The 24,925-nt window shown below is 55.1% G+C and carries 25 protein-coding genes; 16 read left to right on the top strand and 9 right to left on the bottom strand.

The features are described 5' to 3' along the window. Window positions 1-102 precede the first annotated feature (102 nt). Window positions 103-1,140: a dihydroorotase gene (gene pyrC, locus ACR0NN_RS02485; protein ID WP_170719332.1), complete on the top strand. Its 1,038-nt coding sequence runs from the start codon at window positions 103-105 to the stop codon at window positions 1,138-1,140. Here pyrC and ACR0NN_RS02490 read toward each other — a convergent pair. Further along, window positions 1,137-2,432 (bottom strand): MmgE/PrpD family protein, encoded by a 1,296-nt coding sequence (locus ACR0NN_RS02490; RefSeq protein ID WP_170719334.1) that lies wholly within the window; start codon window positions 2,430-2,432, stop codon window positions 1,137-1,139. The genes pyrC and ACR0NN_RS02490 overlap by 4 nt on opposite strands. A 38-nt stretch (window positions 2,433-2,470) precedes the next feature. Continuing rightward, window positions 2,471-2,914: a type II toxin-antitoxin system RatA family toxin gene (locus ACR0NN_RS02495; protein ID WP_170719338.1), complete on the bottom strand. Its 444-nt coding sequence runs from the start codon at window positions 2,912-2,914 to the stop codon at window positions 2,471-2,473. 72 nt (window positions 2,915-2,986) lie between these two features. Between ACR0NN_RS02495 and hpt the strand changes: the two genes are divergently transcribed. Beyond that, on the top strand, window positions 2,987-3,538 hold the full coding sequence (gene hpt, locus ACR0NN_RS02500) for a hypoxanthine phosphoribosyltransferase (RefSeq protein WP_170719340.1): 552 nt from the start codon (window positions 2,987-2,989) through the stop codon (window positions 3,536-3,538). 159 nt (window positions 3,539-3,697) lie between these two features. Here the strand turns inward: hpt and ACR0NN_RS02505 are convergent, their stop codons facing one another. Together ACR0NN_RS02505 and lipA are read right to left on the bottom strand one after the other, a co-directional pair. Continuing rightward, on the bottom strand, window positions 3,698-4,843 hold the full coding sequence (locus tag ACR0NN_RS02505) for an amidohydrolase (protein ID WP_170719343.1): 1,146 nt from the start codon (window positions 4,841-4,843) through the stop codon (window positions 3,698-3,700). Beyond that, window positions 4,840-5,790, bottom strand: coding sequence for a lipoyl synthase (gene lipA / locus ACR0NN_RS02510; protein WP_170719345.1), 951 nt, complete (start codon window positions 5,788-5,790; stop codon window positions 4,840-4,842). Before lipA ends, ACR0NN_RS02505 begins: the two co-directional genes overlap by 4 nt. Window positions 5,791-6,052: 262 nt before the next feature. On the opposite strand from lipA, the gene ACR0NN_RS02515 reads away from it, so the two are divergent. After that, complete coding sequence (locus ACR0NN_RS02515; protein WP_170684166.1) at window positions 6,053-6,601, top strand: peroxiredoxin; 549 nt, start codon at window positions 6,053-6,055, stop codon at window positions 6,599-6,601. A 51-nt stretch (window positions 6,602-6,652) separates the two neighbouring features. On the opposite strand, the gene ACR0NN_RS02520 is transcribed toward ACR0NN_RS02515, so the two are convergent. Further along, window positions 6,653-7,576, bottom strand: a complete 924-nt coding sequence (locus ACR0NN_RS02520; RefSeq protein ID WP_170684168.1) for a hydrogen peroxide-inducible genes activator — start codon at window positions 7,574-7,576, stop codon at window positions 6,653-6,655. 58 nt (window positions 7,577-7,634) lie between these two features. Further along, window positions 7,635-8,732, bottom strand: coding sequence for a DUF6456 domain-containing protein (locus tag ACR0NN_RS02525; RefSeq protein ID WP_480683826.1), 1,098 nt, complete (start codon window positions 8,730-8,732; stop codon window positions 7,635-7,637). 253 nt (window positions 8,733-8,985) lie between these two features. Between ACR0NN_RS02525 and ACR0NN_RS02530 the strand changes: the two genes are divergently transcribed. Continuing rightward, entirely contained in the window at window positions 8,986-9,273 is a 288-nt protein-coding gene (locus ACR0NN_RS02530) for a DUF6477 family protein (RefSeq protein WP_480683990.1), read from the top strand. Here ACR0NN_RS02530 and ACR0NN_RS02535 read toward each other — a convergent pair whose 3' ends face one another. Together ACR0NN_RS02535 and ACR0NN_RS02540 are read right to left on the bottom strand one after the other, a co-directional pair. Further along, complete coding sequence (locus ACR0NN_RS02535; RefSeq protein ID WP_170719352.1) at window positions 9,274-10,818, bottom strand: trimethylamine methyltransferase family protein; 1,545 nt, start codon at window positions 10,816-10,818, stop codon at window positions 9,274-9,276. Between the two features lie 135 nt (window positions 10,819-10,953). Next, window positions 10,954-11,394 carry a GNAT family N-acetyltransferase gene (locus ACR0NN_RS02540; RefSeq protein WP_170719354.1) on the bottom strand — a complete coding sequence of 147 codons (441 nt, stop codon included), beginning with the start codon at window positions 11,392-11,394 and terminating at the stop codon, window positions 10,954-10,956. 90 nt (window positions 11,395-11,484) lie between these two features. On the opposite strand from ACR0NN_RS02540, the gene guaA reads away from it, so the two are divergent. From guaA to ACR0NN_RS02590, 10 genes are all read left to right on the top strand, one after another. After that, window positions 11,485-13,044 (top strand): glutamine-hydrolyzing GMP synthase, encoded by a 1,560-nt coding sequence (gene guaA, locus ACR0NN_RS02545; RefSeq protein ID WP_170719356.1) that lies wholly within the window; start codon window positions 11,485-11,487, stop codon window positions 13,042-13,044. A gap of 46 nt (window positions 13,045-13,090) precedes the next feature. Further along, complete coding sequence (locus tag ACR0NN_RS02550; RefSeq protein ID WP_170719358.1) at window positions 13,091-13,681, top strand: acyltransferase; 591 nt, start codon at window positions 13,091-13,093, stop codon at window positions 13,679-13,681. Between the two features lie 162 nt (window positions 13,682-13,843). Beyond that, the gene (locus ACR0NN_RS02555) at window positions 13,844-14,749 is read left to right on the top strand and encodes a DMT family transporter (RefSeq protein ID WP_170719361.1); all 906 of its coding nucleotides are present in this window, start codon (window positions 13,844-13,846) and stop codon (window positions 14,747-14,749) included. A 118-nt stretch (window positions 14,750-14,867) separates the two neighbouring features. Beyond that, window positions 14,868-16,085 carry an outer membrane protein transport protein gene (locus tag ACR0NN_RS02560; RefSeq protein WP_170719363.1) on the top strand — a complete coding sequence of 406 codons (1,218 nt, stop codon included), beginning with the start codon at window positions 14,868-14,870 and terminating at the stop codon, window positions 16,083-16,085. 96 nt (window positions 16,086-16,181) lie between these two features. Further along, window positions 16,182-17,078, top strand: a complete 897-nt coding sequence (locus tag ACR0NN_RS02565; protein WP_170719365.1) for a DMT family transporter — start codon at window positions 16,182-16,184, stop codon at window positions 17,076-17,078. A gap of 49 nt (window positions 17,079-17,127) precedes the next feature. Then, window positions 17,128-18,000: an ATPase gene (locus tag ACR0NN_RS02570; protein WP_170719367.1), complete on the top strand. Its 873-nt coding sequence runs from the start codon at window positions 17,128-17,130 to the stop codon at window positions 17,998-18,000. Between the two features lie 38 nt (window positions 18,001-18,038). Next, window positions 18,039-18,956, top strand: a complete 918-nt coding sequence (metA, locus tag ACR0NN_RS02575; protein WP_170684184.1) for a homoserine O-acetyltransferase MetA — start codon at window positions 18,039-18,041, stop codon at window positions 18,954-18,956. Continuing rightward, window positions 18,946-19,899 carry an alpha/beta fold hydrolase gene (locus ACR0NN_RS02580; RefSeq protein WP_480683829.1) on the top strand — a complete coding sequence of 318 codons (954 nt, stop codon included), beginning with the start codon at window positions 18,946-18,948 and terminating at the stop codon, window positions 19,897-19,899. The genes metA and ACR0NN_RS02580 overlap by 11 nt, the downstream gene beginning before the upstream one ends. 49 nt (window positions 19,900-19,948) lie before the next feature. Further along, window positions 19,949-20,818, top strand: coding sequence for a polyphosphate kinase 2 (gene ppk2 / locus ACR0NN_RS02585; protein WP_170719372.1), 870 nt, complete (start codon window positions 19,949-19,951; stop codon window positions 20,816-20,818). A gap of 78 nt (window positions 20,819-20,896) precedes the next feature. Then, complete coding sequence (locus ACR0NN_RS02590) at window positions 20,897-21,511, top strand: TetR/AcrR family transcriptional regulator (RefSeq protein WP_170684187.1); 615 nt, start codon at window positions 20,897-20,899, stop codon at window positions 21,509-21,511. 17 nt (window positions 21,512-21,528) lie between these two features. Here ACR0NN_RS02590 and ACR0NN_RS02595 read toward each other — a convergent pair whose 3' ends face one another. Continuing rightward, on the bottom strand, window positions 21,529-22,860 hold the full coding sequence (locus tag ACR0NN_RS02595; RefSeq protein WP_480683832.1) for a tetratricopeptide repeat protein: 1,332 nt from the start codon (window positions 22,858-22,860) through the stop codon (window positions 21,529-21,531). Between the two features lie 122 nt (window positions 22,861-22,982). Between ACR0NN_RS02595 and ACR0NN_RS02600 the strand changes: the two genes are divergently transcribed. Together ACR0NN_RS02600 and ACR0NN_RS02605 are read left to right on the top strand one after the other, a co-directional pair. Beyond that, entirely contained in the window at window positions 22,983-23,231 is a 249-nt protein-coding gene (locus ACR0NN_RS02600; RefSeq protein WP_170719374.1) for a hypothetical protein, read from the top strand. 28 nt (window positions 23,232-23,259) lie between these two features. Beyond that, the gene (locus ACR0NN_RS02605; RefSeq protein WP_170719378.1) at window positions 23,260-24,897 is read left to right on the top strand and encodes a sulfatase-like hydrolase/transferase; all 1,638 of its coding nucleotides are present in this window, start codon (window positions 23,260-23,262) and stop codon (window positions 24,895-24,897) included. Window positions 24,898-24,925: the final 28 nt, after the last annotated feature.

Raw genomic sequence — 24,925 nt, forward strand, 5'->3', positions numbered from 1 at the left:
AGAGGTCAAGACCACCCGCCATCAGTGACTTACGGCGATCTGTCTCATCGACAAGGGCAAGAGGGCCTTTCACCACCCCAGCGGCTGTGCTAGCCGAAGGCCATGACCCATTCCCTAACGATCCGCCGCCCCGATGACTGGCATCTGCATCTGCGCGATGGCGCAATGCTTAAGGCCGTTCTGCCCGAAACCGCGCGTCATTTTGCCCGCGCCATCATCATGCCGAATCTTGTTCCGCCCGTTGTGACCGGTGATCAGGCCGCTGCCTACCGAGACCGCATTCTGGCCGCTTTACCCGAGGACATGACGTTTGAGCCGCTGATGACGCTCTACCTGACCGAGGACACAGACCCAGCCGATGTCGCCGCGGCGCATGCCAGCGGATTGGTCAAGGCGGTCAAACTGTACCCCGCTGGTGCGACAACGAACTCCTCTTCCGGTGTCCGTGATTTCGACAAAGTGCGCCCGGTGCTGGAGAAGATGGCCGAAATTGGTCTACCGATGTGTGTGCACGGTGAAGTCACCGATAGCGACATCGATATCTTTGATCGCGAGGCGGTATTCATCGACCGCGTTCTTGACCCGATCCGCAAGGCAACGCCTGGGCTGCGTGTGGTGATGGAACACATCACGACATCAAACGGTGTGGACTATGTGAAATCGAACGAGAAGGATTTGGGCGCTACAATCACGACGCACCACCTGATCATCAATCGCAACCACATTCTGGTCGGCGGCATCAAACCGCACTATTACTGCCTGCCGGTCGCAAAGCGGGAAGAGCATCGTCTTGCGTTGCTGGCCGCAGCGACTTCGGGCGATGCACGCTTTTTCCTTGGAACCGACAGCGCGCCGCATACGGATAACAACAAGGAAATGGCCTGTGGTTGCGCGGGATGTTTCACCGCAACCAATACGATGTCCTTGTTGGCAGAGATGTTCGAGCGTATGGACGCGCTGGATAAACTTGAGGCGTTTGCATCGCTGAATGGACCGGCCTTCTACCGTTTACCGATCAACGAAGAGACCATCACGCTCACCAAAGGGGATGAGGTCACTTACCCCTCCAAAATTGAAACCGGCGACGGCCCCGTCACTGTGTTCGACCCTGGCTTTCCAATCCATTGGCGCGTTGTCTAATCGACCAGCCTTTCTGCCAAATCCGCTGCGCGCCCACCGGTGCGCAGCATCGACCAGATGGCGTCTGCCTCGTCTCCTCCGATCAGCTTTGAGGCTTTATCCCTAACCCGGTCTTCGCGATCCGACAGTGGAATCGGGGCAAGCAAGTCATGGCTGGCTTCACGGCGTGCACCATCGCGGCGCAAAAGCGAAATATGGGCTTGGGTCTCTGACAAGCTATCGTCAGCCTCAACCGTGATCCGATCGCGCAAGGATTGTAGCCTTGGATCCGCGCAAATCTTGTCGGAATAGCTGCCCGGAAGTGCGGTGTCATACCCCATCGCCTGCATTGCGATCACGGTGCGATAGGAAAACTTCGCACCCAATCCACTGGTTGGCTGCAGTTGATTGCAAACGCTCATCCAACGGGGGTGTGTCTTAACCTTAATCTCGGCCACTTCGGGTTCGGCAATATCGAGATCGCGCGCGGCCTCAAGCGCGGCGTGCAGGCCGTGGCAACAGGCATGAAACTTGTGGCTTACGGTCTCAAACAGCCATTCGTCCCCTATTCCCTCCAGCGCAGCGGCACTATCGTCCGCCCCCAGATGGGTTGCTCCAAACCCAAACGCACCTTGCAGCGCGTCGGCTCCGGGTTGAAACCCGTTGCGGATCAGCTGGGCAGCCTCAACCCCGTTTGAGGCCGCAAGCCCTGCGTTGTAGGGTTTGCCCATGGTTCCGAACTGCGATTTCTGACCCGAAGCACGGGTTGCTGTCAGACTCAGCAAATCGCGCATCTGATTGGCATCAAACGCCATTATCCGACCTGCAGCAACCGCAGCCCCAAACGCACCTGCCGTAGCGGTTTGATGGAACCCGGCCTGATAGTGTTCACGACCCAGCCACAGACCAATGCGGATCGACAACTCCATCCCAACCAGCGCCGATTCGAGTAAATCGACCAAAGGCCGATCCTCCCATGCCGCAAGGGCCAGAGCCGCCGGGAACACGGCAACCGATGGGTGACCGATATGGGCGAAATGCGTATCGTCATAATCGAGCGCATGAGAGACGGTGCCATTCACCAGCGCAGCGGCCCGCAACGGGGCATCACCACCACCAAACAGACGTGCTTGTGTGGCACCACTCTCAGACAGGACCATTTGGCGGATGATGCGGGACACAGGCTCATCAACTCCTGCCCGGCCAATGGCCAGCCAATCCAGAGCAGAGAGAGACGTCACGATACGGGCCTGCGACGTTGTGGTAACAGGCCCGGCGGCAAACTCGGCAAGAGCGGATGTCAGATCGGTCATAAGGCGCAGTCTAGCGCGCGCACCCCCGGCGTAAAGCCTCAGCCGTATAGTACAGCGGCACGTTGTTCGAAGGCGCGAACGATACGGTGCATGGCTTCGTTGAACACCACTCCGATGATCCCTTGCAGAACCGCATTCTTGAATTCGAAATCTACATGAAACGAGACATTACAGCCTTGATCCGTATCCTCAAACTGCCAGTCCGAACGCATGTATTTGAAGGGCCCATCCAGATATTCGGTGTCGATGCGTTTCTGCGCATCAAACAGCGTGACGCGGCTGCCAAAGCGTTCGCGGAACACCTTGAACGATATGACCAGATCCGCCTCCATAACCTTACCTTCACCGGCTTGGTAAGTTCGGCGGATACGAGCCGCAGAACACCATGGCAGGAATTCCGGGTATTTCGCCACATCCGCAACAAGATCGTACATCTGCTGAGCGGTGTAAGGCAGTGGGCGGGTCTCGGAATGGGTTGGCATGATATCCGGGATTAACTGGTGACAATGGCGCGTGATTTCGTATGTTGCGCGCCAAAGATCAAGGGGGCAGTGATGAGCCAGCGCGCATATGTGATAGATGAGATGATCTCGGCCAAGGCAATCGCCGCCCGGATCGAAGAGCTTTGTCGCGAAATCACGGCCGAGTTTGGCGGCACCGACAAGTTGGTCGTTGTTGGGCTGTTACGCGGCAGTTTCGTCTTCATCGCCGATCTGGTGCGCGAACTAGACTTGCCGATTGAGGTCGATTTCCTGGAGGCATCGTCTTATGGAGACGCAATGGAAAGCAGCCGAGAAGTGCGCATTCTCAAAGACTTGCGCGGCGCAATTGAAGGTCGCGATGTGCTGGTTGTCGAAGATATCGTGGACACCGGTCATACGCTGAACCACGTTACAGCGCTTCTGCAAAGCCGCAAGCCACATCGGTTAAAATCCATCGCCCTTTTGGATAAACCCAGCCGGCGTGAGGTTGATTTCCGCTCGGATTGGATCGGGTTTGAAATCCCTGATGAATTTGTCGTGGGCTACGGCATCGACTACGCACAGCGCAACCGAAACCTGCCATTTATCGGCAAAGTCCGGTTTGTCGAAGATCAGGACGGATGAGTCTTCGCCACTTTCTGCGTATGTCACAATGGGGGCGCAACCCGCCCTCGGAACGGCGGGTGAAACTGGTTTTTGGCGCGATACTAATCTGTCTTGTGATTGCCGGCATAGAGTATATGGGCTGGTGGCCCGACTGGGCAGAAAGCCAGCCCAGAAAGCTTAGGCCTTGAGCGTTTGCTCAATCGCCGCCAGAAATAAATCTGTCCCGATCGGGATCAAGGCATCGGGGAAATCATAATCGGGATTGTGCAGCTGCGGGTGATCCCGCCCTGCACCCAGCCAAAACATCGCCGCCTTGGCGCCTTTGCCAAATTGCCCGAAATCTTCCGAGAACCTCTGGGGGGTTGGAACCAAACTGCACGGAATATCTCGGGACTGGCAGGCAACTGACAGGATCTGCACCGCTTCGCCCGAATTTGTGCAAGCGTCAAACACGTCATCATAAGTGATTTCGACACCTAGCCCCTGTGCCTGAGCACCAGAGGTCACTAGTTGCTCGGCCTCATGGATCAGCTTTGCCATGCGAGTGTCTGAAACCGTGCGCAAAGTTACCCAAAGCTCGGCCAGACCCGGGGCGACACCAAACGTCGCTTCGCCTAACCGCGCATGGGTCACGGTTGTTAGGGCGTAGTCGTCATCCAGCGAACCACCCTGCCCCAACGCAGCCAGCGCCGGCATCAGATCGGCCAACGCACCGGCTGGCGAAACCCCATCCTGAGGCGCGGCGGCATGAGAGGTTTTGCCCGTCAAAACAATCCGCATCCCGCGCGACGCACAATTGGTCGGGCCCGTGCACAGCTCGACTGCGCCCAGCTCCAGCCCCGGTAAATTGTGTAGAGAATACACGTAATCTGGTGCAATATCTGCGAATTTGGGATCAGCCCGATACGCAATCGCGCCCTGGCCTGTTTCTTCGGCGGGTTGAAAAATCAGAACCACTCGCCCCTTCGCCGGACGCTTTTCGCCCAGTACAAAAGCCACGCCCAGTACCATGGCCATATGCCCATCATGACCACACAAATGCCCTTTGCCGGGATGCTGTGATGCATATCGCGCGGTTGAGATTTCCTGAATCGGCAGCGCATCCAGCTCACACCGAATCCCGATGGTTGGTCCAGGTTGACCACTGTCGTAAATCGCCGCAACGCCATGACCGCCAATCCCGCTCAGTACCGCATCGGGGTCGCATGCCTGAAGCAGGTTTGAGATACTTGCAGCAGTACCGCGCTCCTCTCCTGAAATCTCGGGCACCTGATGCAACTCATGGCGCTTTTCGGTCAGCCAGGACTGAAGCTCGGGTTTCAAACCTGATTCAACTTCTTCTGCCGGGCCTCGCGCAAACGGGCAAAATCATCGCCCGCATGATAGGACGACCGGGTCAGAGGTGTCGCCGAGACCATCAGGAATCCTTTGCCAAATGCAGCCTTTTCATAAGCCGCGAATTCTTCGGGTGTGACAAAGCGATCAATGCCATGATGCTTGGGAGTGGGCTGAAGATACTGACCGATGGTCAGAAAATCGATATCCGCTGCGCGCATGTCGTCCATCACTTGTCGAACCTGCTGCTCATCCTCACCCAGACCGACCATGATGCCGGATTTGGTGAAGATGGACGGGTCCATCTCTTTCACCCGTTGAAGCAGACGAAGCGAGTGGAAATACCGCGCGCCCGGACGCACCTGGGGATATAGCCCGGGGACCGTTTCGAGGTTGTGATTGAACACATCCGGTTTGGCCTCAACGACCATCTCAAGCACCGATGGATCGCATTTCAGGAAATCCGGCGTGAGAATCTCAATCGTTGTCTTGGGTGAGCGGTGCCGGACCGCCCGAATGGTCTGCGCGAAATGATCAGCCCCACCATCCAGAAGGTCATCTCGGTCAACTGATGTGATGACCACGTGATTCAGGCCCAGCTTTTGAACTGCATGCGCCACCCGCCCTGGCTCAAACGCGTCCAGCGTGTCCGGTTTACCTGTTGCGATATTACAGAAGGTACAACCGCGCGTACAAATCTCGCCCATGATCATCATGGTCGCGTGGCCTTGGCTCCAACACTCGCCTACATTCGGGCATCCGGCCTCTTCGCAGACGGTGACCAGATTGTTGTCGCGCATAATTTTGTGCGTTTCGGCATAGCCCTTGCCGCCCGGTGCCTTGACGCGAATCCAATTCGGTTTGCGCGGGGCTGCATTGTCAGGTCTATGCGCCTTTTCGGGGTGTCTTTGCTCGGGTATTTTTAGGTCACGCACAGCTGGCTTTCCTGACTTTGGGTCAATTAGCGATGTGCATAACATAGAACGAGATCATTGGTTAGACCAGCGACGCATAGCCGCTATGCTAATGGATTTCGCATGCGCAGAAAACGACTTCGATCCCATCATTTTACCTAATATTCGCCAATATTTAACCACGAAACAGATATCATGCTTTTGCAGCATATCTAACATTGAAGCCAAGTTAGAATCATTTTAACTCTCGCCACAATCACAAGTGAATCACAGGAGTTTGATGATGAAAACCGGTGCAAAACTGCCTGACGTAACCTTCCACACCCGTGTCCGCGATGAGGCCGTCGAAGGCCCCAACCCGTTCCGCTGGGAAGACAAGACAACAGCTGACTACTTTGCGGGCAAGCGGGTCATTCTGTTCTCACTGCCCGGTGCTTTCACCCCCACGTGCTCGACCTATCAGCTGCCCGGTTTTGAGAAAGGCCATGCTGATTTCTCGGCCAAGGGCATCGATGAAATCTATTGCATGTCCGTGAATGACAGCTTTGTCATGAACAAATGGGCAGCGGATCAGGGGTTGAGCAACGTCAAAGTCATTCCTGACGGATCCGGTGAATTCACCCGCAAGATGGGGATGCTGGTCGACAAGGATAATCTGGGCTTTGGCATGCGTTCCTGGCGTTACGCAGCTATCATCAATGACGGCGTAGTTGAGGCATGGTTCGAAGAGCCTGGCCTGATGGATAACTGCCCCGAAGATCCTTACGGTGTGTCATCGCCGGAAAACCTGATGAAGCATCTGGACGAAGCCCGCGAACCCGCTCTGGCGTAAATCGATCATCATCACTTGCATCAAGGCTCGCCAATCTGGCGGGCCTTTTTGCTATGCGCGGGTTCCTGAGACGACGTCTTCACCGACCTCACGGATCACCTTTGCCAGCCGATCAAACCACTTTTCTCTTCCGGTAGAGGCGCGGCGCACCAAACCAATCGTGCGCGAAGGCTGCGGCGCACCAAAGCGTAACAACCGCAAACCAGGTACTGCATTTGTCTCAGCCTGCGCTGCAAGTTCAGGAATTAAGGTAAGTCCGAACCCCTCTGCAACCAGACGCGACAATGTGGCCAATGAAGACGCACCCATGTTGATCTGGCCACTGCTGCGGTCCTGCCCGCAAACCTCAAGCGCCTGATCGGTCAGGCAGTGACCGTCCTCCAACAACATCAATTGTGCGGATTGCAAATCCAATGGCCGTAGTTCTTCGGGGCTGATGGTCAGTCGATTTAGGCGTGTTTGGCTTCCCGCCAATAGAAATCGGTCTTCAAACAGCGGTTCTTCGTAGTAAGCACCACCGCCCAGCGGGAGGGCCAGCACCGCTGCATCAATTTCACCCAAACCCAGCATGCTTAGCAGCCGCTCGGTCCGCGCCTCGCGAATCTGTACTCGCAATGAAACATCAGCAGCGCGCAACCCTGCCAGCACCCCGGGCAACAGGTAAGGCGCAACGGTTGGTATAATTCCGATCGACAATGATCGATGCCCACCAGAGTGATCCCGCGCGAACCGATCCAGCCTTTCAGCGGCACCGAGTATGTGCTTGGCATAGTCCAGAACATCCCGACCAAGCGGTGTCAGCAGGATATCGCGGGCCTGCCGTTCGAACAGCGGCCCGCCTATCGATTCCTCAAGCGCCTTGATCTGAACCGAAAGTGCCGGCTGTGAGACATGGCACACCTGCGCCGCACGGCCAAAGTTTCGCTGCTCGGCCACAGCCTGAAAATACTGTAATTGGCGGAAGGTAAAATTCATAAGCTCTGACTATCATTTACCAACATTTCCGCAAGGTCAGGATATTATATCCCGACGATCAGCCGATCATTCTGTCGCGTTCGGTTTGGTATTCATAATGGCGCTTCAGTCTCTGTAGCGCGATCCTTAAAACGATCTTCCCTGACCGCGCTGACCATCCCATGCGCTTCTCAGCCAATTCCAGCCCTTCCAGATAGCAACAGCAACGCAATGCGACATCGCTTAGACCCGGACCTAGATCCGACAATGCGCGGGCCACACGGTCACGCGCGCCAGAGGCTCCCAGCCCCGCCGGTGTGTCCGACGAGAATTCTCCACGCCCACCACCCGTCAAAAAGTGATCCCAGTTCTGCGTGACCTGCGGCCCAATCTGCGCAAGCTCAAAATCTTCGCGAAGACGTTCGCCCGCGCTCACCAGTGTTTCGTCTAGAAACGGCTTGCCATCCCGATCACGACGTCGAGCCAGCGCGATCAACGGGCTTTCTGTTGTACTGTATCTAACCCTTGGCTGATGTGTGGCGCGGCTTCGATCCCCAGCGGGTTTGAACGCGGCCTGAGCCTCCGCCATGCCAAACTCATTCTGCGCGCGCGCGCGGTTTTCAGCCTCGGCAATCAAATGGCTGAGCGCTGCACGGCCAGACGTTGAAATCCGATATCGGGAAATACGTCCGGGGTTGTCGCATGAAATCCAATCGTTCAATGCCAAAGCCTGTGCGATACGACATTCGACAACAGCTGTCTTGGTCGTGCCACCTTCGCCGATGTCCCGAACGACAACCGCCTTGTCCATATCTTCAGCCACCGCAAGCACAGCGCCCGTTTCGCACATGCGCCGAAGAACTCGGAGGGCCTCATGTTCGAACTCTTCGGTCTGGGCACCGGTTTGCCCGGGTTCCAATTTGACTATGCTAAATGCCCGGCCATGATCGCTTTCTGATGAAAATTGAGACTCTGCCAAAGACTGCAATGCGGCATCCACCAACGGGTCGTCACGTCGCATCTCGACCCTGCGGATCTGACGCAGAATAGTTGAGGCATGGCAGCCCGCAGATCGTGCAATATCCCGTATGGACCGGCCAGACTCGGTGTGGTCCAGATATCGCTGCGCCCCTTCTGGGACCCATGTGGGAACGGTGAAAGCCACGCTATTTTCCATATTTTTTTCGCCCTCGTCGACAAAGCAAACTGACAGTTCAAGCCGTCGGATTCTTAGTTAACCAAATCTAACTAGAGTTGCTTTCGTTACTCGTTCGTTAATCACAGACGGCTCTGAGCAGAATTGATTCAAAAAGATAAACAGTGATGAAACCATAGTTCGGAGTGAGCTGTGACAAGGCAACACCCGCTAAGGTTGTGCAACCTTTCTGACAACGAAATCGAAATGAAGGAAAGCTGCCGTGCAGGACCTAATGACCATGATCGCTACACTCCGTCGCCCAAGATTGCTGACCCGCGCCGCAAAGATCGGGGCACAGGACTATAACCGCGACCGCCACCTGCAGCGGCTTCTTGGGTATGGATCGATACCCGGATCGGGTGCAGCCCTGATACGTCTTATGGAGTTGGAGCGTGAAACAAATGCGCAACGTTTAGAAGAGGATGCAGCTTACTCTTTGGTGCGCCATTTGGATCTGTTGATCGCCTTGAATGGTGAGGCGCGGCTTTACCAAGCCAGCCGCGCCTCACAATATCAGTGATCAGGTGAAAGCATCCGGCATGGAAGCTTTCTTGTCTGCGACATATGCGTCCAAAGCCGCCTTCACATCGGGGTCAATCTGCGGCTGTTGGTAGTTCGCCAGCAGATGCTCAACCCGAGCCGAAGCCAGCGTCCGCGTATCGCGGGCGCCCTCTTCTTCCCACGTCTCAAAAGGCTTGTAGTCCAAGAGATCGCTCTTCCAGAACGCTTCTTTAAAGTTTGCCTGCGTATGGGCGCAGCCCAGATAGTGACCACCGGGGCCAACTTCACGGATCGCATCCATCGCTTGAGCGTTCTCGTCATAGGCCACGCCTTTGGCCAAACCGTGAAGAACCCCCAACTGGTCGGCATCCATGACGAATTTCTCGAAATCCGCCACCAAACCGCCCTCAAGCCAACCGCAGGAGTGAAGCATAAAGTTCACGCCTGACATCAACCCCATATTCAGTGAATTCGCGGTTTCATAGGCGGCTTGCGCATCGGGCAGTTTCGAACCGCAGAAGGAACCAGCGGATCGGAACGGCAGACCCAGGCGACGCGCCAACTGACCCGCGCCATAGGTTACATTCGACGCCTCCGGGGTCCCGAATGTCGGCGCACCAGAGTTCATGTCAATCGATGACACGAAAGCCCCGAAAATTGCGGGGGCACCCGGACGAATGATCTGGCTATAGGCCACGCCAGCCATCACCTCTGCTAGAACCTGCGTCAGTGTTCCGGCCACTGAAACCGGAGCCATCGCGCCACCCACAATGAAGGGAGAGATAATGCAAGCCTGGTTGTTCGCTGCATAAACCTCAAGTGATCCCATCATCACATCGTCAAACGTCATCGGCGAGTTGATGTTGGTCAGCGAGGTCATCACAGTGTTATTCTGAACGAACTCTTTGCCAAACAGGATCTCGCACATCTCAACCGAATCCTGCGCGCGGCTGGGATCGGTAACCGAACCCATGAACGGCTTGTCCGACAGGGTCATGTGCGCCATCAGCATATCCAGGTGGCGTTTGTTCACCGGAATGTCCGTGGGTTCGCAAACTGTGCCGCCCGAGTGGTGCAACCACTTGGACATATAGGCCAGCTTCACAAACTTGTTGAAATCATCCATGGTCGCATAACGGCGTCCACCTTGCGCATCACGCACGAACGGAGGTCCATAGACCGGCGCCAGCACCATATTGCGGCCCCCAATAACCACCGATTTCTCGGGGTTGCGGGCGTGCTGGGTGAACTCACTTGGAGCCGACTTAATTAACTCGCGCGCCAGTCCACGCGGCAGGCGCACACGTTCACCTTCGACATCGGCACCCGCATCCCGCCAGCGCTCCAATGCAGCAGGGTTGTCAACGAAATTGACGCCCACTTCGGCCAAAACGGTTTCGGCATTGGTTTCGATAATCTCCAATGCTTCTTCGTTGAGAACTTCGAAATTGGGAATGTTGCGTTCGATGTATTTTGCGGTTTCGATCTTGACCGCCGTACGCTCGGCCCGGCGGGCGGCGCCCCCGCCACCTCGTGCTCTGCGCCGGGTGTTTGCCTCTGCCATGAGAAAATCCCGTTGATAGGTTGGTTCGACAAATGTGTTACATCAACCGCAATTGATGCCAGAGGTAGTTTACGGCGCTATCGGGGTAAAAGCGACATGCACCCCGGGTTGCCGAGAATTCATGGGATTTGGCCGTTACTTTAGCCGTTTTTCCATCAGTACTGTGTTGCCCTTCGCCTCAATCTCTTGCCATCCGAGATGCAGGTACATGGCACGGGTTCCCGACATCAGCCGATGCGTCCGCAGACGTAGGACGCTTTGGCCTTCTGCTTTCGCGGCCTCCTCGGCAGCGTCTAGTAATTGGCGTGCAACTCCACGACCTTGAGCTTTTGGCGAAACACCCAGATTGAAAATCATCATCGCGTCAGGCTGTGGACCGTAGATTATAACACCCAGAACGTGCCCAGCGTCTTCGACTACCAGAACCTGATGAGTAGCAATATCGCCTAGAATCCCGCTTGTTACGTCGGGCATATCGTTGATTTCACGCATCGCGTCGGCATAAGCCTCAGCAAGACAATCCTCTATCGCGCGAGCGTCATTCGGTTCGGCAGACCTGAGACGAATTTCCGACATTTTGTGCCCCCTTGGAAGCAAACCGTCACTGATCGCCTAAAAGACGTCATTACGCTTGCACAAGCAAGTCTTGCGACCTAATAGCCAGTCATGACCCAAGACACCCATGACCGCCTTTTGATCATCGACTTCGGCAGCCAGGTGACGCAGCTTATCGCCCGCCGCCTGCGCGAACTGAACGTCTATTGCGAAATCCACCCCTATCAGAACGTCACGATGGATTTCGTGCGCGAGATGGCCCCCAAGGCCGTCATTTTCTCAGGCGGTCCAGACAGTGTCACGCGTGAAGGGTCACCTCGCGCCCCGCAAGAAATTTTTGACTATGGCGTTCCGATCCTGGGCATCTGCTATGGCCAGCAGGTGATGATGCACCAACTGGGTGGACAGGTTGAAAGCGGCCACGGCACGGCCGAGTTTGGGCGCGCATTCGTAACACCACGGGCCAAGCTCGATATTCTGGACGGTTGGTTTGGCGACGGCGACGAACAGGTCTGGATGAGCCACGGTGATCACGTCAGCGAAATCGCACCGGGTTTTGAGGTCTTTGGCACTTCGCCCAATGCGCCCTTCGCGATTACTGCCGATCCGTCGCGCCATTTCTATGCCGTTCAGTTCCACCCCGAAGTTCACCACACCCCGAAGGGTGCAAAACTCTATGAGAATTTCGTCAAGCTGGCGGGATTCTCAGGCGATTGGACCATGGGCGCCTATCGCGAACAGATGATTGCGAAGATCCGCGAGCAAGTCGGGGATAAGAAAGTCATCTGCGGCCTCTCGGGCGGCGTCGACAGCTCGGTCGCTGCCATCCTCATCCACGAGGCAATTGGCGATCAGCTGACCTGCGTATTCGTCGATCACGGCCTGTTGCGCAAAAACGAGGCCTCTGAGGTCGTCGGCATGTTCCGTGACAACTATAATATCCAGCTGATCCACGCAGATGAGAGCGAACTGTTTTTGGGAGAGCTGGACGGACAAAGCGACCCGGAAACCAAGCGCAAAATCATCGGTAAGCTGTTCATCGACGTGTTCCAGAAACACGCGGACACCATTGAAGGCGCCGAGTTCCTGGCGCAAGGAACACTGTACCCGGATGTGATCGAATCTGTCTCGTTCTCGGGCGGGCCTTCGGTGACCATCAAATCCCACCACAATGTGGGCGGTCTTCCTGAAAAGATGGGCCTGAAACTGGTGGAACCTTTGCGGGAACTGTTTAAGGACGAAGTCCGCGCCTTGGGCCGCGAGCTTGGCTTGCCTGCCAGCTTCATTGGTCGCCACCCCTTCCCCGGCCCTGGCCTTGCCATTCGGTGCCCCGGCGAGATCACCCGTGAAAAGCTTGAAATCCTGCGCGAAGCAGACGCGATCTATATCGATCAGATTCGCAAGCATGGTCTCTATGACGAAATCTGGCAGGCCTTCGTGGCCATCCTACCTGTCCGCACGGTTGGTGTGATGGGCGATGGCCGGACATACGACTATGCCTGTGCGCTGCGGGCAGTGACCTCGGTTGATGGTATGACAGCGGATTATTATCCGTTCAGCCATGAGTTCCTGGGTGAAACCGCCACGCGTATCATCAACGAGGTCAAAGGCATCAACCGATGCACCTATGACATCACCTCAAAACCGCCCGGAACCATCGAGTGGGAATAATCGCCCCCGCTTAGGGCATTGTGTTTTAAGGGCGAAGGACAGATCGATGAGCAACTATTCGGTGCACGAAACTGCAATTATCGATGAAGGCGCACAGATCGGAGACGGTTGCAGAATATGGCACTGGGTCCATGTTTGCGGTGGGGCCAAAATGGGGTCGAATGTATCGCTTGGTCAAAACGTGTTCGTCGGAAACAAGGTGGTCATCGGAGACAACTGCAAAGTGCAGAACAACGTCTCGATCTATGACAACATCACCTTGGAAGAAGGCGTTTTCTGCGGCCCCAGCATGGTGTTTACCAACGTCTACAACCCTCGCTCATTGATCGAACGAAAGGCTGAGTATCGCAACACTCTGGTCAAGAAAGGCGCTACTCTGGGCGCCAATTCAACCATCGTTTGCGGTGTTACAATCGGGGAATATGCTTTTATCGGTGCCGGTGCTGTCGTGAACGCTGACGTAAAGCCCTATGCGTTGATGGTAGGGGTTGCTGCAAAGCAGATCGGCTGGATGGGCGAGTATGGGGAACAGTTGAATCTTCCCCTGTCTGGAGAGGCCGAAGTGACCTGCCCGCACACAGGTGATCGATATGTGCTGAACGGCGATACGTTAAGCAAAGTACTGGCAGACACTTAGTGCACTGAGAATGCAGTGTTAATAGCTGCCAAATGTAGATCATCAGTAAGCAAGCCTTCAGATTGAGCAAAACTGAACAATCGCTCTGACATTTGACCTTGTCTAAGCGTGTAAATCACCCTCTATTCAGCCTGTTACACCTAGGGGCATGTAAGAGATCTCATGGACGGCAGTAAAATGCAGATCGGCAAGGCTGCGCTTTGGATGACAGGGGCGATCGCCTCGTTCTCGTCGATGGCGATCGCCGGACGAGAACTAAGCGTGACGCATGACACGTTCGAGATCATGTTCTACCGCAGCCTCGTTGGTATCTGCGTGGTCGCAATTGTCCTTACCGCAACGCGCAAATGGCAGCAGGTCACCACGAAACGGCTGAGCCTGCATGGCATTCGCAATGTACTGCATTTTACAGGTCAGAACCTTTGGTTTTATGCAGTAACTGTGATCCCACTGGCGCAGGTCTTTGCACTTGAATTCACCCAACCTATTTGGGTGATCCTTCTGTCCCCGCTGTTGCTGCACGAAAGATTGACCGCTTTGCGTTTAACCTCAGCGCTTATCGGGTTTGCCGGCATTCTTATCGTCGCGCGACCCGGCGCAGCCACGCTTAGTCCTGGAGTGTTCGCTGCTTCAGCTTCGGCCATATTCTTTGCCTTAACCACAATCTCAACCAAATCACTGACCCGAATTGCCAGTATCGGTTGTATCATGTTTTGGCTTACATTGATGCAAGCCGGATTGGGGTTGGTCGCGTCCGGAGCAGATGGGCACATCACACTTCCGACCTTGCAGACCATCCCATTCCTACTGCTTGTGGGGTTCGCGGGTCTACTGGCGCATTACTGCATTACAAATGCGCTGGCTATTGCGCCGGCCACAGTGGTTGTGCCCTTTGATTTTGCACGCCTTCCAACAATCGCAATTGTCGGAATGATCCTTTATCATGAACCTCTGGATCACTGGACTCTGCTAGGGGCTGCAGTGATCTTCACCGGAATTTTCCTGAACGTTTGGTCCGAGAACCGTAACAATTCGGCAACACCTGCACACAGCACAAAAACTGACTAACGCTCCGTCACCAGTTGACCATATTTTAAAGTTTAAGACAGTACAAACCGGTAACGAAGCCGGATGCGCATGATGAGGGTGCGCTTGACAGGCTATAGGACAGTGTAGGGAGGAATTAATGAAAAGAACGCTGTTTAAGGCGTGCGCGTTGTGCGTTGGCGCTACGACTGCGCAGGCGGGCGGTCTCGATCGAAGCGGTCAGGGCGTCAACATCCTGTTCGAAGAAGGGTCTGTCGCGCAGTTTCGACTTGGTTATACCAAGCCGGATGTCAGCGGATCGATGGAAGATCAGATTCCCACCAGCCCGACATTTGGTGAGACGATCGATTCCGGCAATGTGACGAACAGCTTTTTCACTCCGCATCTGGCATATAAGACCTCTTTGACAGAGACGTTGGATTTTGCGCTGATATATGATCAGCCCTTTGGTGCTGACATCGACTATTCCTCGAATTATCCGCTGTCGCAAAACGTGCTGGGGCTTGCTGGATTTGACGGGGCAAATCAGGATGTTCTGCGTGCAAAGGCCGATACTGATGCGATAACTGCACTACTTAGGTACAAATTTGATGGTGGCTTCAGCGTGATCGGCGGCGTTCGTGCGCAACGGCTGAAGGCCAGTGTTTCTGTGCCAATTGCAGGTGCAGGAACCACGCCATTCCCTTCTGGCGGATACCGCGTTGAAACAGATGCAGAGATCGATTTTGGCTATGTCGTGGGTGTCGCGTGGGAACGACCAGACATCGCGGCCCGTGTCGCCTTGACCTATAACTCGAAGATCAAGCACGATCTGTCGCAGACCGAGGCGAACGACTCGCTGGCCTTTACCCCTTTCCCAGAGGTTACGCGGTCCAGCGCGGACTCAACGACCGAAGTTGTAACACCCCAATCCGTCAACCTCGACTTTCAGACCGGCGTCGCACCAAAAACGCTGTTGTTTGGTTCGATTCGCTGGGTTGATTGGCCCCAAACAGTTTATGCTCCGCCAGTCTATACGGGCCTGACGGGCATCAACCTGGTCGATTATGAAGAAGCCACATGGACCTACTCACTTGGTCTTGGTTACCAGTTCACCCAAGAATTCTCGGGTGCCGTGACACTGGGCTACGAAACTTCTCAAGGAAACTCCGTTTCGAACCTCGGGCCAACCGATGGGTTCTGGAGCATTGGATTGGGCGGCACCTACTCGCTTGAAAAGGCCCAGATTTCTGGAGGTGTCCGCTATACTGATATCGGTGATGCGACTGCCAATGGTACTGGCCCTGACAACCGCGCCACCTTTACCGGAAACAGCGCGTGGAGCGTTGGCCTTCAGATTACATACGCGCTGGATTGAACCAGCCCATATAAACAAGCAAAGCCCCGCCAATTTGGCGGGGCTTTTTCGCATGTTTCGGGTCGATCCGCAGTCTGAGAGGTGCGAGGAAAAGAAATGACTTCTCAGAAAACCCTCACCCCACGCACCTGGTCCGAGCTGATATTGCTTGGTGTCATTTGGGGCCTGTCTTTCCTCGCCATCCGGATCGCGCTTGATACGGTGCCGGTTGTAACTTCAGTCTTTCACAGGGTTTTCTGGGCCGCGCTCGTCTTATGGCTGGTTATCATCCTGCAACGTCACCCCATCCCACGCGATCCGAAAATTTGGGGTGTGTTTCTGGTCATGGGGCTGTTGAACAACGTCTTGCCATTTACGTTGATGGCCTGGGGGCAACTTTACGTTGAGACAGGCCTGACATCGATACTGAACGCAGCAACCGCGATCTTCGGCGTCCTCCTGGCCGCACTGTTTTTCCGGGACGAACGGCTGACCAAAGCGCGCCTTCTTGGCGTCGGGCTTGGATTCCTTGGGGTCTCAATCACCATTGGCCTCAGGCAATTCGCAAACTTGAACCCGAGCAATCTGGGCCAGTTGGCCATCCTTGCTGGGACCTTGTCATATGCGTTTGCGGCGATCTGGGCGCGTTCTTACATGAGCGCCCTGCCCCCACAGGTTGCCGCTGCAGGCATGTTGACCGGATCGGCGATCCTGATGACCCCGATCTTGTTGATCGTAGATGGGGTTCCGAGCTTCGCCCTTCCTTTGGAAACCTGGTTAGCGATCGCCTATTACGCTCTGCTGGCGACCGCAGGGGCTTACCTGTTGTATTATCGGGTCTTACAACAGGCAGGCAGTGGCAACGTTCTGCTTGTAACGCTGATCATCCCGCCCATTGCGATCTTGATGGGTGCCTTGGTACGCGACGAGGCGTTGCCATCTCGCGCGTTCATCGGGTTCGCCGTACTTGCCATTGGCTTGCTGATCCTCAGCCGTTCTCGCAGTCACGATTGACGCCGCCAACCGCCCGATTTAGCTAGGGCAAAACAAGGGATGGCGGACCATGATCTACAACTCGGCGACGGATTGGCGCGAAGCTGCACGAAAGAAGGTGTTATTCTTCGGCATGTCCGGGTTGGGCAAGTCTTATGTCTCGAACACATTGCGCGACGATGGAGACTGGTTCCACTACTCGATCGATTACCGGATCGGGACCCGCTATATGGGCGAATACATCACCGACAATGCCAAAGCCGAAGCGATGAAAGTCCCCTTTCTGCGTGAGCTGTTGAAGTCGGATTCGATCTATATCGGCTCGAACATTACGTTCCAGAATTTGACCCCAGTGGCGGCCTATCTGGGTAAACCCGGTAATCCTGACATGGGTGGCCTTGAGATTTCGGAGTATCAGCAACGGCAAGAACAATTCCGGCAGGCTGAAATTCGTGCTCTTCTAGACACCAAGTATTTCATTGATCGCGCCAAACGCTTGTACAGCTATCCGAATTTTATCTGCGATACCGGCGGGTCGATCTGTGAATGGGTCGAGCCCGATGATCCCAATGACCAGATCCTGACTGAATTGTCCCGCCAGACGTTGATGATCTGGATCAAAGGTGACGAAGCGCATACCGAAGAGCTGATCAGGCGTTTTGACAAAGCACCCAAGCCGATGTCGTACCAGGCCGCTTTTTTGGATCTGGTCTGGAATGAATACCTAACCCTTAATGAGTGTTCAGGGGCTGACGTCGACCCAGACGCTTTCATTCGTTGGACATATGCGCAGGCACTCGCACATCGTCAGCCGCGATACGAGGCTATGGCCCGGAATTGGGGCGTAACAATCGCAGCCAACGATATCTCCAAAGTGCGCGACAGCGGTGATTTCAATGAGTTGATCGAACGCACTCTTGAGACCCGCACCAACCCCGCCTAAGTTCCAGACTTCTTTCGCAGATTTAGCAGCGTGACCAAATGCCGATCAAAATCCCCTCAGACCTGCCCGCCTTTGATGTCCTGACCAATGAGGGCGTCATGGTCATGGCCGAAGATCAGGCCGCGCGACAGGATATTCGGCCTCTTCGGATCGGTTTGCTGAATCTAATGCCAAAGAAGATTCAGACCGAAAACCAGTTCGCGCGCCTGATCGGAGCGACTCCGTTGCAGATCGAGCTGTCGTTGATCCGCATGACCGAGCATCAGACCAAGAACACCGCGGCCGAACATATGGCTGAGTTCTATCATCCCTTCCAAGAGGTGAAGAATCAGAAGTTCGACGGCTTGATCATTACCGGAGCACCCATCGAGCACCTGGATTTCAACGACGTCACCTATTGGGACGAAATCCGTGAAGTGTTCGAGTGGACACAGACCAATGTGCATTCAACCTTTGGCGTCTGCTGGGGCGGCATGGCGATGATCAATCACTTTCACGATGTGAAGAAGCACATGCTGGACGCAAAGGCCTTTGGCTGTTTCCGGCACAGAAATCTGGCGCCTGCATCTCCCTTTCTGCGCGGATTTTCTGATGATTGCGTGATTCCCGTCAGCCGCTGGACCGAGATGAGGCAATACGAGATTGATGCGGTACCCGATTTAATCACGCTGCTTGGCAGCGATGACGTCGGCCCCTGCCTGATCGAGGACCCCACACATCGGGCGCTCTATATCTTCAATCACTTCGAGTATGATAGCGATACGCTTAAGCAGGAATATGACCGGGACGTTGAAAATGGCACACCGATCAACGTGCCGATAAATTACTACCCTGAAGACGATCCCAGCCAGCAACCTCAGAATAGGTGGCGCAGTCACGCGCATCTGCTCTATGGTAACTGGATCAACGCCATTTATCAGACAACTCCTTTCGACATGGATAAAATTGGCCAGTAAGCTATTGATATCACTCAGCATCGCGATCATTGGGATCGTTGTTGTTACGGCCTGGCGCAGTGCTCAGCGTGAAAGTGCCGCCGAGGCCGCGTACCCGCCTGAAGGCCAAATGGTGGATGTCGATGGGATCGCGGTCCACGCGGTTGTCATGGGCGAAGGTCCGGATGTGGTTCTGATCCACGGCTCCAGCGGGAACACGCGCGATATGACCTTCGCGCTGGCTCCGATACTGGCGGAAAACTATCGAGTAATCGTGTTTGACCGACCTGGCCTTGGCTATTCGGATAGCTTTAACCCCGATGGCGAAACCATTGTAGAGCAAGCAGAAATTCTGCAACGTGCCGCATCGATTCTGGGGGCCGACAAGCCAATCGTTGCCGGGCAAAGCTATGGCGGATCGGTATCTCTGGCTTGGGCTGTGACACGGCCCGACAACATTGCGGCACTTGTTCTCATCGCGCCAGCTGCGATCCCGTGGGAAACACCATTGGACGCGTTCAACACCATCGGAGCGACCACCGCAGGCAACGCGCTGGCATTGCCGTTGGTAAGCGCGCACGTCCCCGACTGGTTTGTTTCAAAGGCGCTGGATCAGGTTTTTGCGCCTCAGAAGGCCCCAGAAGGATATGCGGAACATTTTGGCCCCGGCTTGACCATGCGCCGTGCCTCGATGCATGCAAATGCCAAACAGCGTGCAAACCTATTGGAAGAAATCACCGAGCTTCAGCCCCGATATGGCGAGATTTCCGTACCAACTGAAATCGTTCACGGAACAGCTGATACCACTGTTGGGCTCGAGTGGCATTCTAATCGACTGATTGACCAAATACCGGGTGCTGAACTAATCGAACTCGATGGAATCGGTCATATGCCGCAAGTGGTTGCAGCCCCGGAAGTCGCAGCCGCGATCGACCGGGCTGCCGAGCGCGCGGGTTTGCGTTAATCTGATCCGTAATCCATAGTAAGATTTGGATTTTATGGCGAGGTAGCACATGACCCGATCAGAACAGGATACCATCCAAAGCTACTTTCGTGACCACGCCCCAGAATCGATCCGCTCGGCCATCGAAGACGCCAAAAAGGATGAGATTCTGAACCCAACCTACCCTTACTCCAAGAAGCTGAAGGGCAAGGATTACGATCAGCAGATGGATGGTCTGCAGATTGAGCTGGTCAAGATGCAACAATGGGTGAAGAAGACCGACCAACGTATCGCTATCCTGTTCGAAGGTCGCGATGCCGCAGGCAAAGGTGGAACAATCAAACGATTTCGCGAGAACCTGAACCCTCGTGGCGCACGCAACGTTGCGCTTAGCAAACCATCGGATGCCGAACGCAGCCAATGGTATTTCCAGCGCTATATCTCGCATCTCCCGTCGGCTGGTGAAATCGTGTTCTTTGACCGCAGTTGGTACAACCGTGGCGTCGTTGAAAATGTGTTTGGGTTTTGTACATCGGAAGAACGTGAGCGGTTCTTCCGTCAGGTTCTTCCACTGGAAACAGGTTTCCGAAACGACGGCATCCACATGTTCAAGTTTTGGCTGAACGTCGGGCGTGCCGAGCAACTGCACCGCTTTCTCGCGCGCGAAACCGACCCTTTAAAACAGTGGAAGCTCAGCCCGATCGACATCGCCGGGCTGCATAAATGGGACGAATACACCCAATCGATCACCGAGACCCTCACCCGGAGTCACTCGGACAACTGTCCATGGACGATCATCCGCTCAGACGATAAAAAACGCGCCCGGTTGGCAGCCATTCGCACGGTGCTGAGCCAATTGGACTATGATGGTAAGAACCACGATGCAGTTGGAGAGCCGGACGAAAAGATTAGCGGTGGTCCGGAAATCTGGGATGCCTGATTGCTCTGCAACACATTGCCCGCGCTGGATTAACCCCTGGTCGCTGCATATATAAGACAAAACGCGCCTGAGGCCGGGATGACGAAACGCGGATATCACCACGGAAATCTAAAGCAAGCCTTGATGGAGGCCGCCCTGTCCCTGATCGAACAGAAGGGGCCAACCGGCTTTACATTATCAGAAGCTGCAAAAACGGCTGGCGTCACACCCGCTGCTGTTTATCGCCATTTCGAAGGACGCGAGGACCTGATCGCGGAAGCCGCGCGGCAAGGGTTTGAGATGTTCGCGGACCTGATGCAATTTGCCTATGACAAAGGGCAACCCTCGGCACTTGCTGCGTTCGAGGCCACAGGCCGCGCCTATCTCGCTTTTGCCCGCAAGCACCCCGGATACTATATCGCGATGTTCGAAAGCGGGATTTCAATCAATCGCACACCAGAGCTGGCATTGGCCGCCAATCGCGCCAAAAACGTGCTGGAAAAGGCGGCCAGTGATCTTTCCCAGCATATTCCACCAGAAAAACGCCCCCCGGCATCAATGTTCAGCGCTCATATTTGGGCCATGAGCCACGGCGTGGTCGAACTGTTTGCCCGCAATACTGGTGCAAGTTCACCCTTTCCACCCGAAGACCTTTTGGAAAGCGGAATTGGAATCTATCTGCGCGGGCTCGGTCTTGTCGAACAGGACGAGTAGCAATCACTTGCAGCGGATTAGTCCGGTTCAGAAGTAGCTTCGGTTGTACCAAACTGCACCCCAGCCGCCCTGACACCAGCCATCAACGCGTCGACCGGTTCTGGCTCTTTGAAAACGCGGCGTTTCAAATCCTCTAGCGGAAAGTTGGGCCACGTTTTTTGGTATACATTGGCGATACGACGCGCCTCGATTTGTTCGCCATTATTCCAATGCGCGGCCATCAGATAGGCTGCCGAAATTGGCCCAAACGGCCCTCCGCGCTCAATCGTATCTTCATAGGTGCGGATCGCAGCGCCATAGTCGCCCGTGTGAAACTGTGCTGACCCAAGCACATTGCCAAAAACAAGCCCACCGCTGCGTTCAGCAAGTTCTCCATACCACTCAGATTGCGAAAGTATGTGTTCAAAATTCAGAGTATACAATGAGATAAGGGCATCAAATTCTGCGATGTGCGGGTCGTTCGGGGCAAGAGAAACTGCCCTGCGAGACAAGGCTACAGCCCTTTGGTAATTCCCTGACCCGAACTCTTGCCAGGCGCGCGCCGATAGGGCCCAGGCCTCATCGGGGGCAAGATCCATAGCATGGGCGCTGTTTTCATCAGCAGCCCTCAGATTTGCCTCAGCGTTCGGATCGAAAAACTGCAAAATAGCCAGCATCGTCTCGACCTGCGCAGCTCCGGCATAGCCGCAGAAATACAGGGGATCTCGTTCTACCGCGGTCTTGAAAATCAGCAGGGCCGGTTGGAGACGCGAAAGATCAACAACCGGGAACATCACATCTCGGCCAGCGTCGCAGAGGTTCATTGCCTCAACCCGAGCGGGAGAGACATCGTAGATCGCGCTTTGCCCCAGGCCAGTGGCGTTTGATGTCGCACCTTTATTAATATTGCTCCAAACCAGAACACCCATGCCAACCAAAGCAGCCAAAGCTACAACCGCAGCTCCTACGCGGCGAAATCGTGGCTTCTTTGTTTGTTTGGATTGGGCCTCAAATACTGGTACGTAACTCCCGACGGGTAAGGAGATCGCTAACGGGTCAGTTGCACCTTCCGCCCCGTAATACGCATTGAGTTTTCGTCGGACCCGGCCTGCATCAACCCGCACCACCCCTTCCCGCTTGGAAAGGTCATCGGCGGAGTAACCGTAAACATCCATGGCGATGGTCTTGGCTCTGATTTCCGCTGAGCGCCCAGCCAGGACTTCATTGACAACATAGGTCAGAAATGACCGCATCCGGGCCGATCCTTTGAAGCCGTTCGACCCCAACACACGCTCAAGCGCATCGTGCACTTCTTCTGGCGAGAAGGAATGCGTGGTTTCGTGTGAATTTTCATCCCCCAAGGCAGTCAAGAACTATCCTTTCGTGACAATGGCTTGACCCCGTTATGCTACGGTAGCATGCGGCATAATACGTTCAAGTCATATTCTTCACATTGCATGCTTTCAGTGGGCAGCTGATCAAGGCGCGGCAAATGGATGAAGACGAATTCTTCGACACGCAATTCCCCGGTGCCATCACGCGGCTGCAGAACCTGCGCGCGCATGACAAGGAATTCGACCGAATATGCATGGACTACCAAGAAATGATGATCGCGCTGGCAGAGCCCCCTCACCCCGGGTCGACCCATCGACCTCGCTACCTCGCTGATTTGGCTGAAACTGTTTCGGACCTACGCAGCAGTATCGAAGCAAAGCTATCGGACGACCCGGGCGCGCCCTGACGACAATCAATACGAAAGGCACGACATCATGCTGAAACAGATATTGCCTGCTCTGATCCTGACTGCGGGTTCTGCGTATGCTCAACAAAACCCGATCATTCACGATGGTGAATTTGAGTTCCTGCGCGCCCAGTTCGGCGAAGTTTGGGATGCGCAAGACGCTGAAATCGATGCAAGGCTTTCTGAGATACGTGAAGAAAACGGGGGTAAACCACCCAATATCCTGTACATCCTGATTGACGACGTCAGTTTCGGTCAGATGGGTGACCGCAAGATGAACTATGTGATGGGAATCGAGACACCCAGCATCAACCAGCTCGCCATTGAAGGCCTGTCACTGATGCGCATGTACACGGAGCCTTCGTGCACACCGACCAGAACAGCGATGCTAACAGGGCGACACCCGGTTCGTGCAGGTGTGACCGAGGTCAAAGTTGCGCTTGTGGGCGAAGGTCTTCCGGCCAGCGAGGTAACCTTGCCCGAAATACTGAAAGAGGTTGGCTACAATACTGTGCATGTCGGCAAATGGCATCAGGGTGATATCGAACAGGCTTATCCTCACAATCAAGGTTTCGATTGGGCCGCCTTCCCTCTGCATCAACAAGTCCAACTCAGCCTCATGACCCCTGAGGCCATGCGCGCAAATAACATGCTCGGATACGCAGCTGAGGGACAGAATAACCAATTCCTACTGGACGAACGCTTCAAGCCTTATGGCCTTGTCACTGGTGTCGAGGCCATTGCAGGCGGCACTGCCCGCGAAGTCGATATGTCGGCTGGCGAAGTCTGGACCCAAGCCAAATATGAAGAAATGAATGAACGCTACCAACGTCAGGCGCTGGAACAGCTTGAACGTGCTGCGACCGAAGAAGCGCCATTCTTTATGCAATACTGGCCGCTCTATCCGCTCAATTTCGTTTACCCGGATGAGGCTCTATCCAGGAACGGAGGCTTTCACGCCGATAAGTTGCAGCTGCTGGACGGATGGATCGGCGACCTGTTGGCCAAGCTTGAAGAGACAGGCGAAGCCGACAACACGATTGTTGTGCTGATGGCTGACAACGGGCTGATGTACCATTACGAGGGGACTTCGGGCCTCAATCAACTGATCTATCGCGGTGGCAAGACCCAGCATTTGGAAGGCGGCGTGCGCACGGATGCTTTCATTCGCTGGCCCGGAGTGATCAAAGCTGACAGTGCCGCCGGTGATATCTTTCACGTGTCCGATATCTATACCACCATCGCGCGGATTGCAGGTGCCACTGACCACATTCCACGCGATCGTATAATTGATGGTATCGACCAGACGGCCTTGTTGCTGAATGGCGAGGGCAACGGTCGCCGCGACTATGTGTATGTCTACGAAGGTCCTGTTTTGCGCTCGGTGATCAAGCAGGAGTTCAAGATGCACTTACCCGCACCGGGCCAACCCGGCGCGGCTGCCCCGACCTTCAACATCTATCGCGACCCGCGCGAGCTGCACCCGTTGGTTGGCTATTCGCTTTGGGCCGGCGCATCATTTCAGGACATGATCAAGCGCCACCAGAAGATGATCACGAAATATCCGCATACCGAGATCGGACGCGGCATCCCCTATGAGGGCATCGATAACCTGCGCCCGGAATCCGAACTGACGCGCGACGTGTTCATGAGCTGGCAGGAGTAAAGGCTACAGAAAATCTTGTCTAAATATG

This window comes from Ruegeria sp. BA2 (assembly GCF_056539605.1).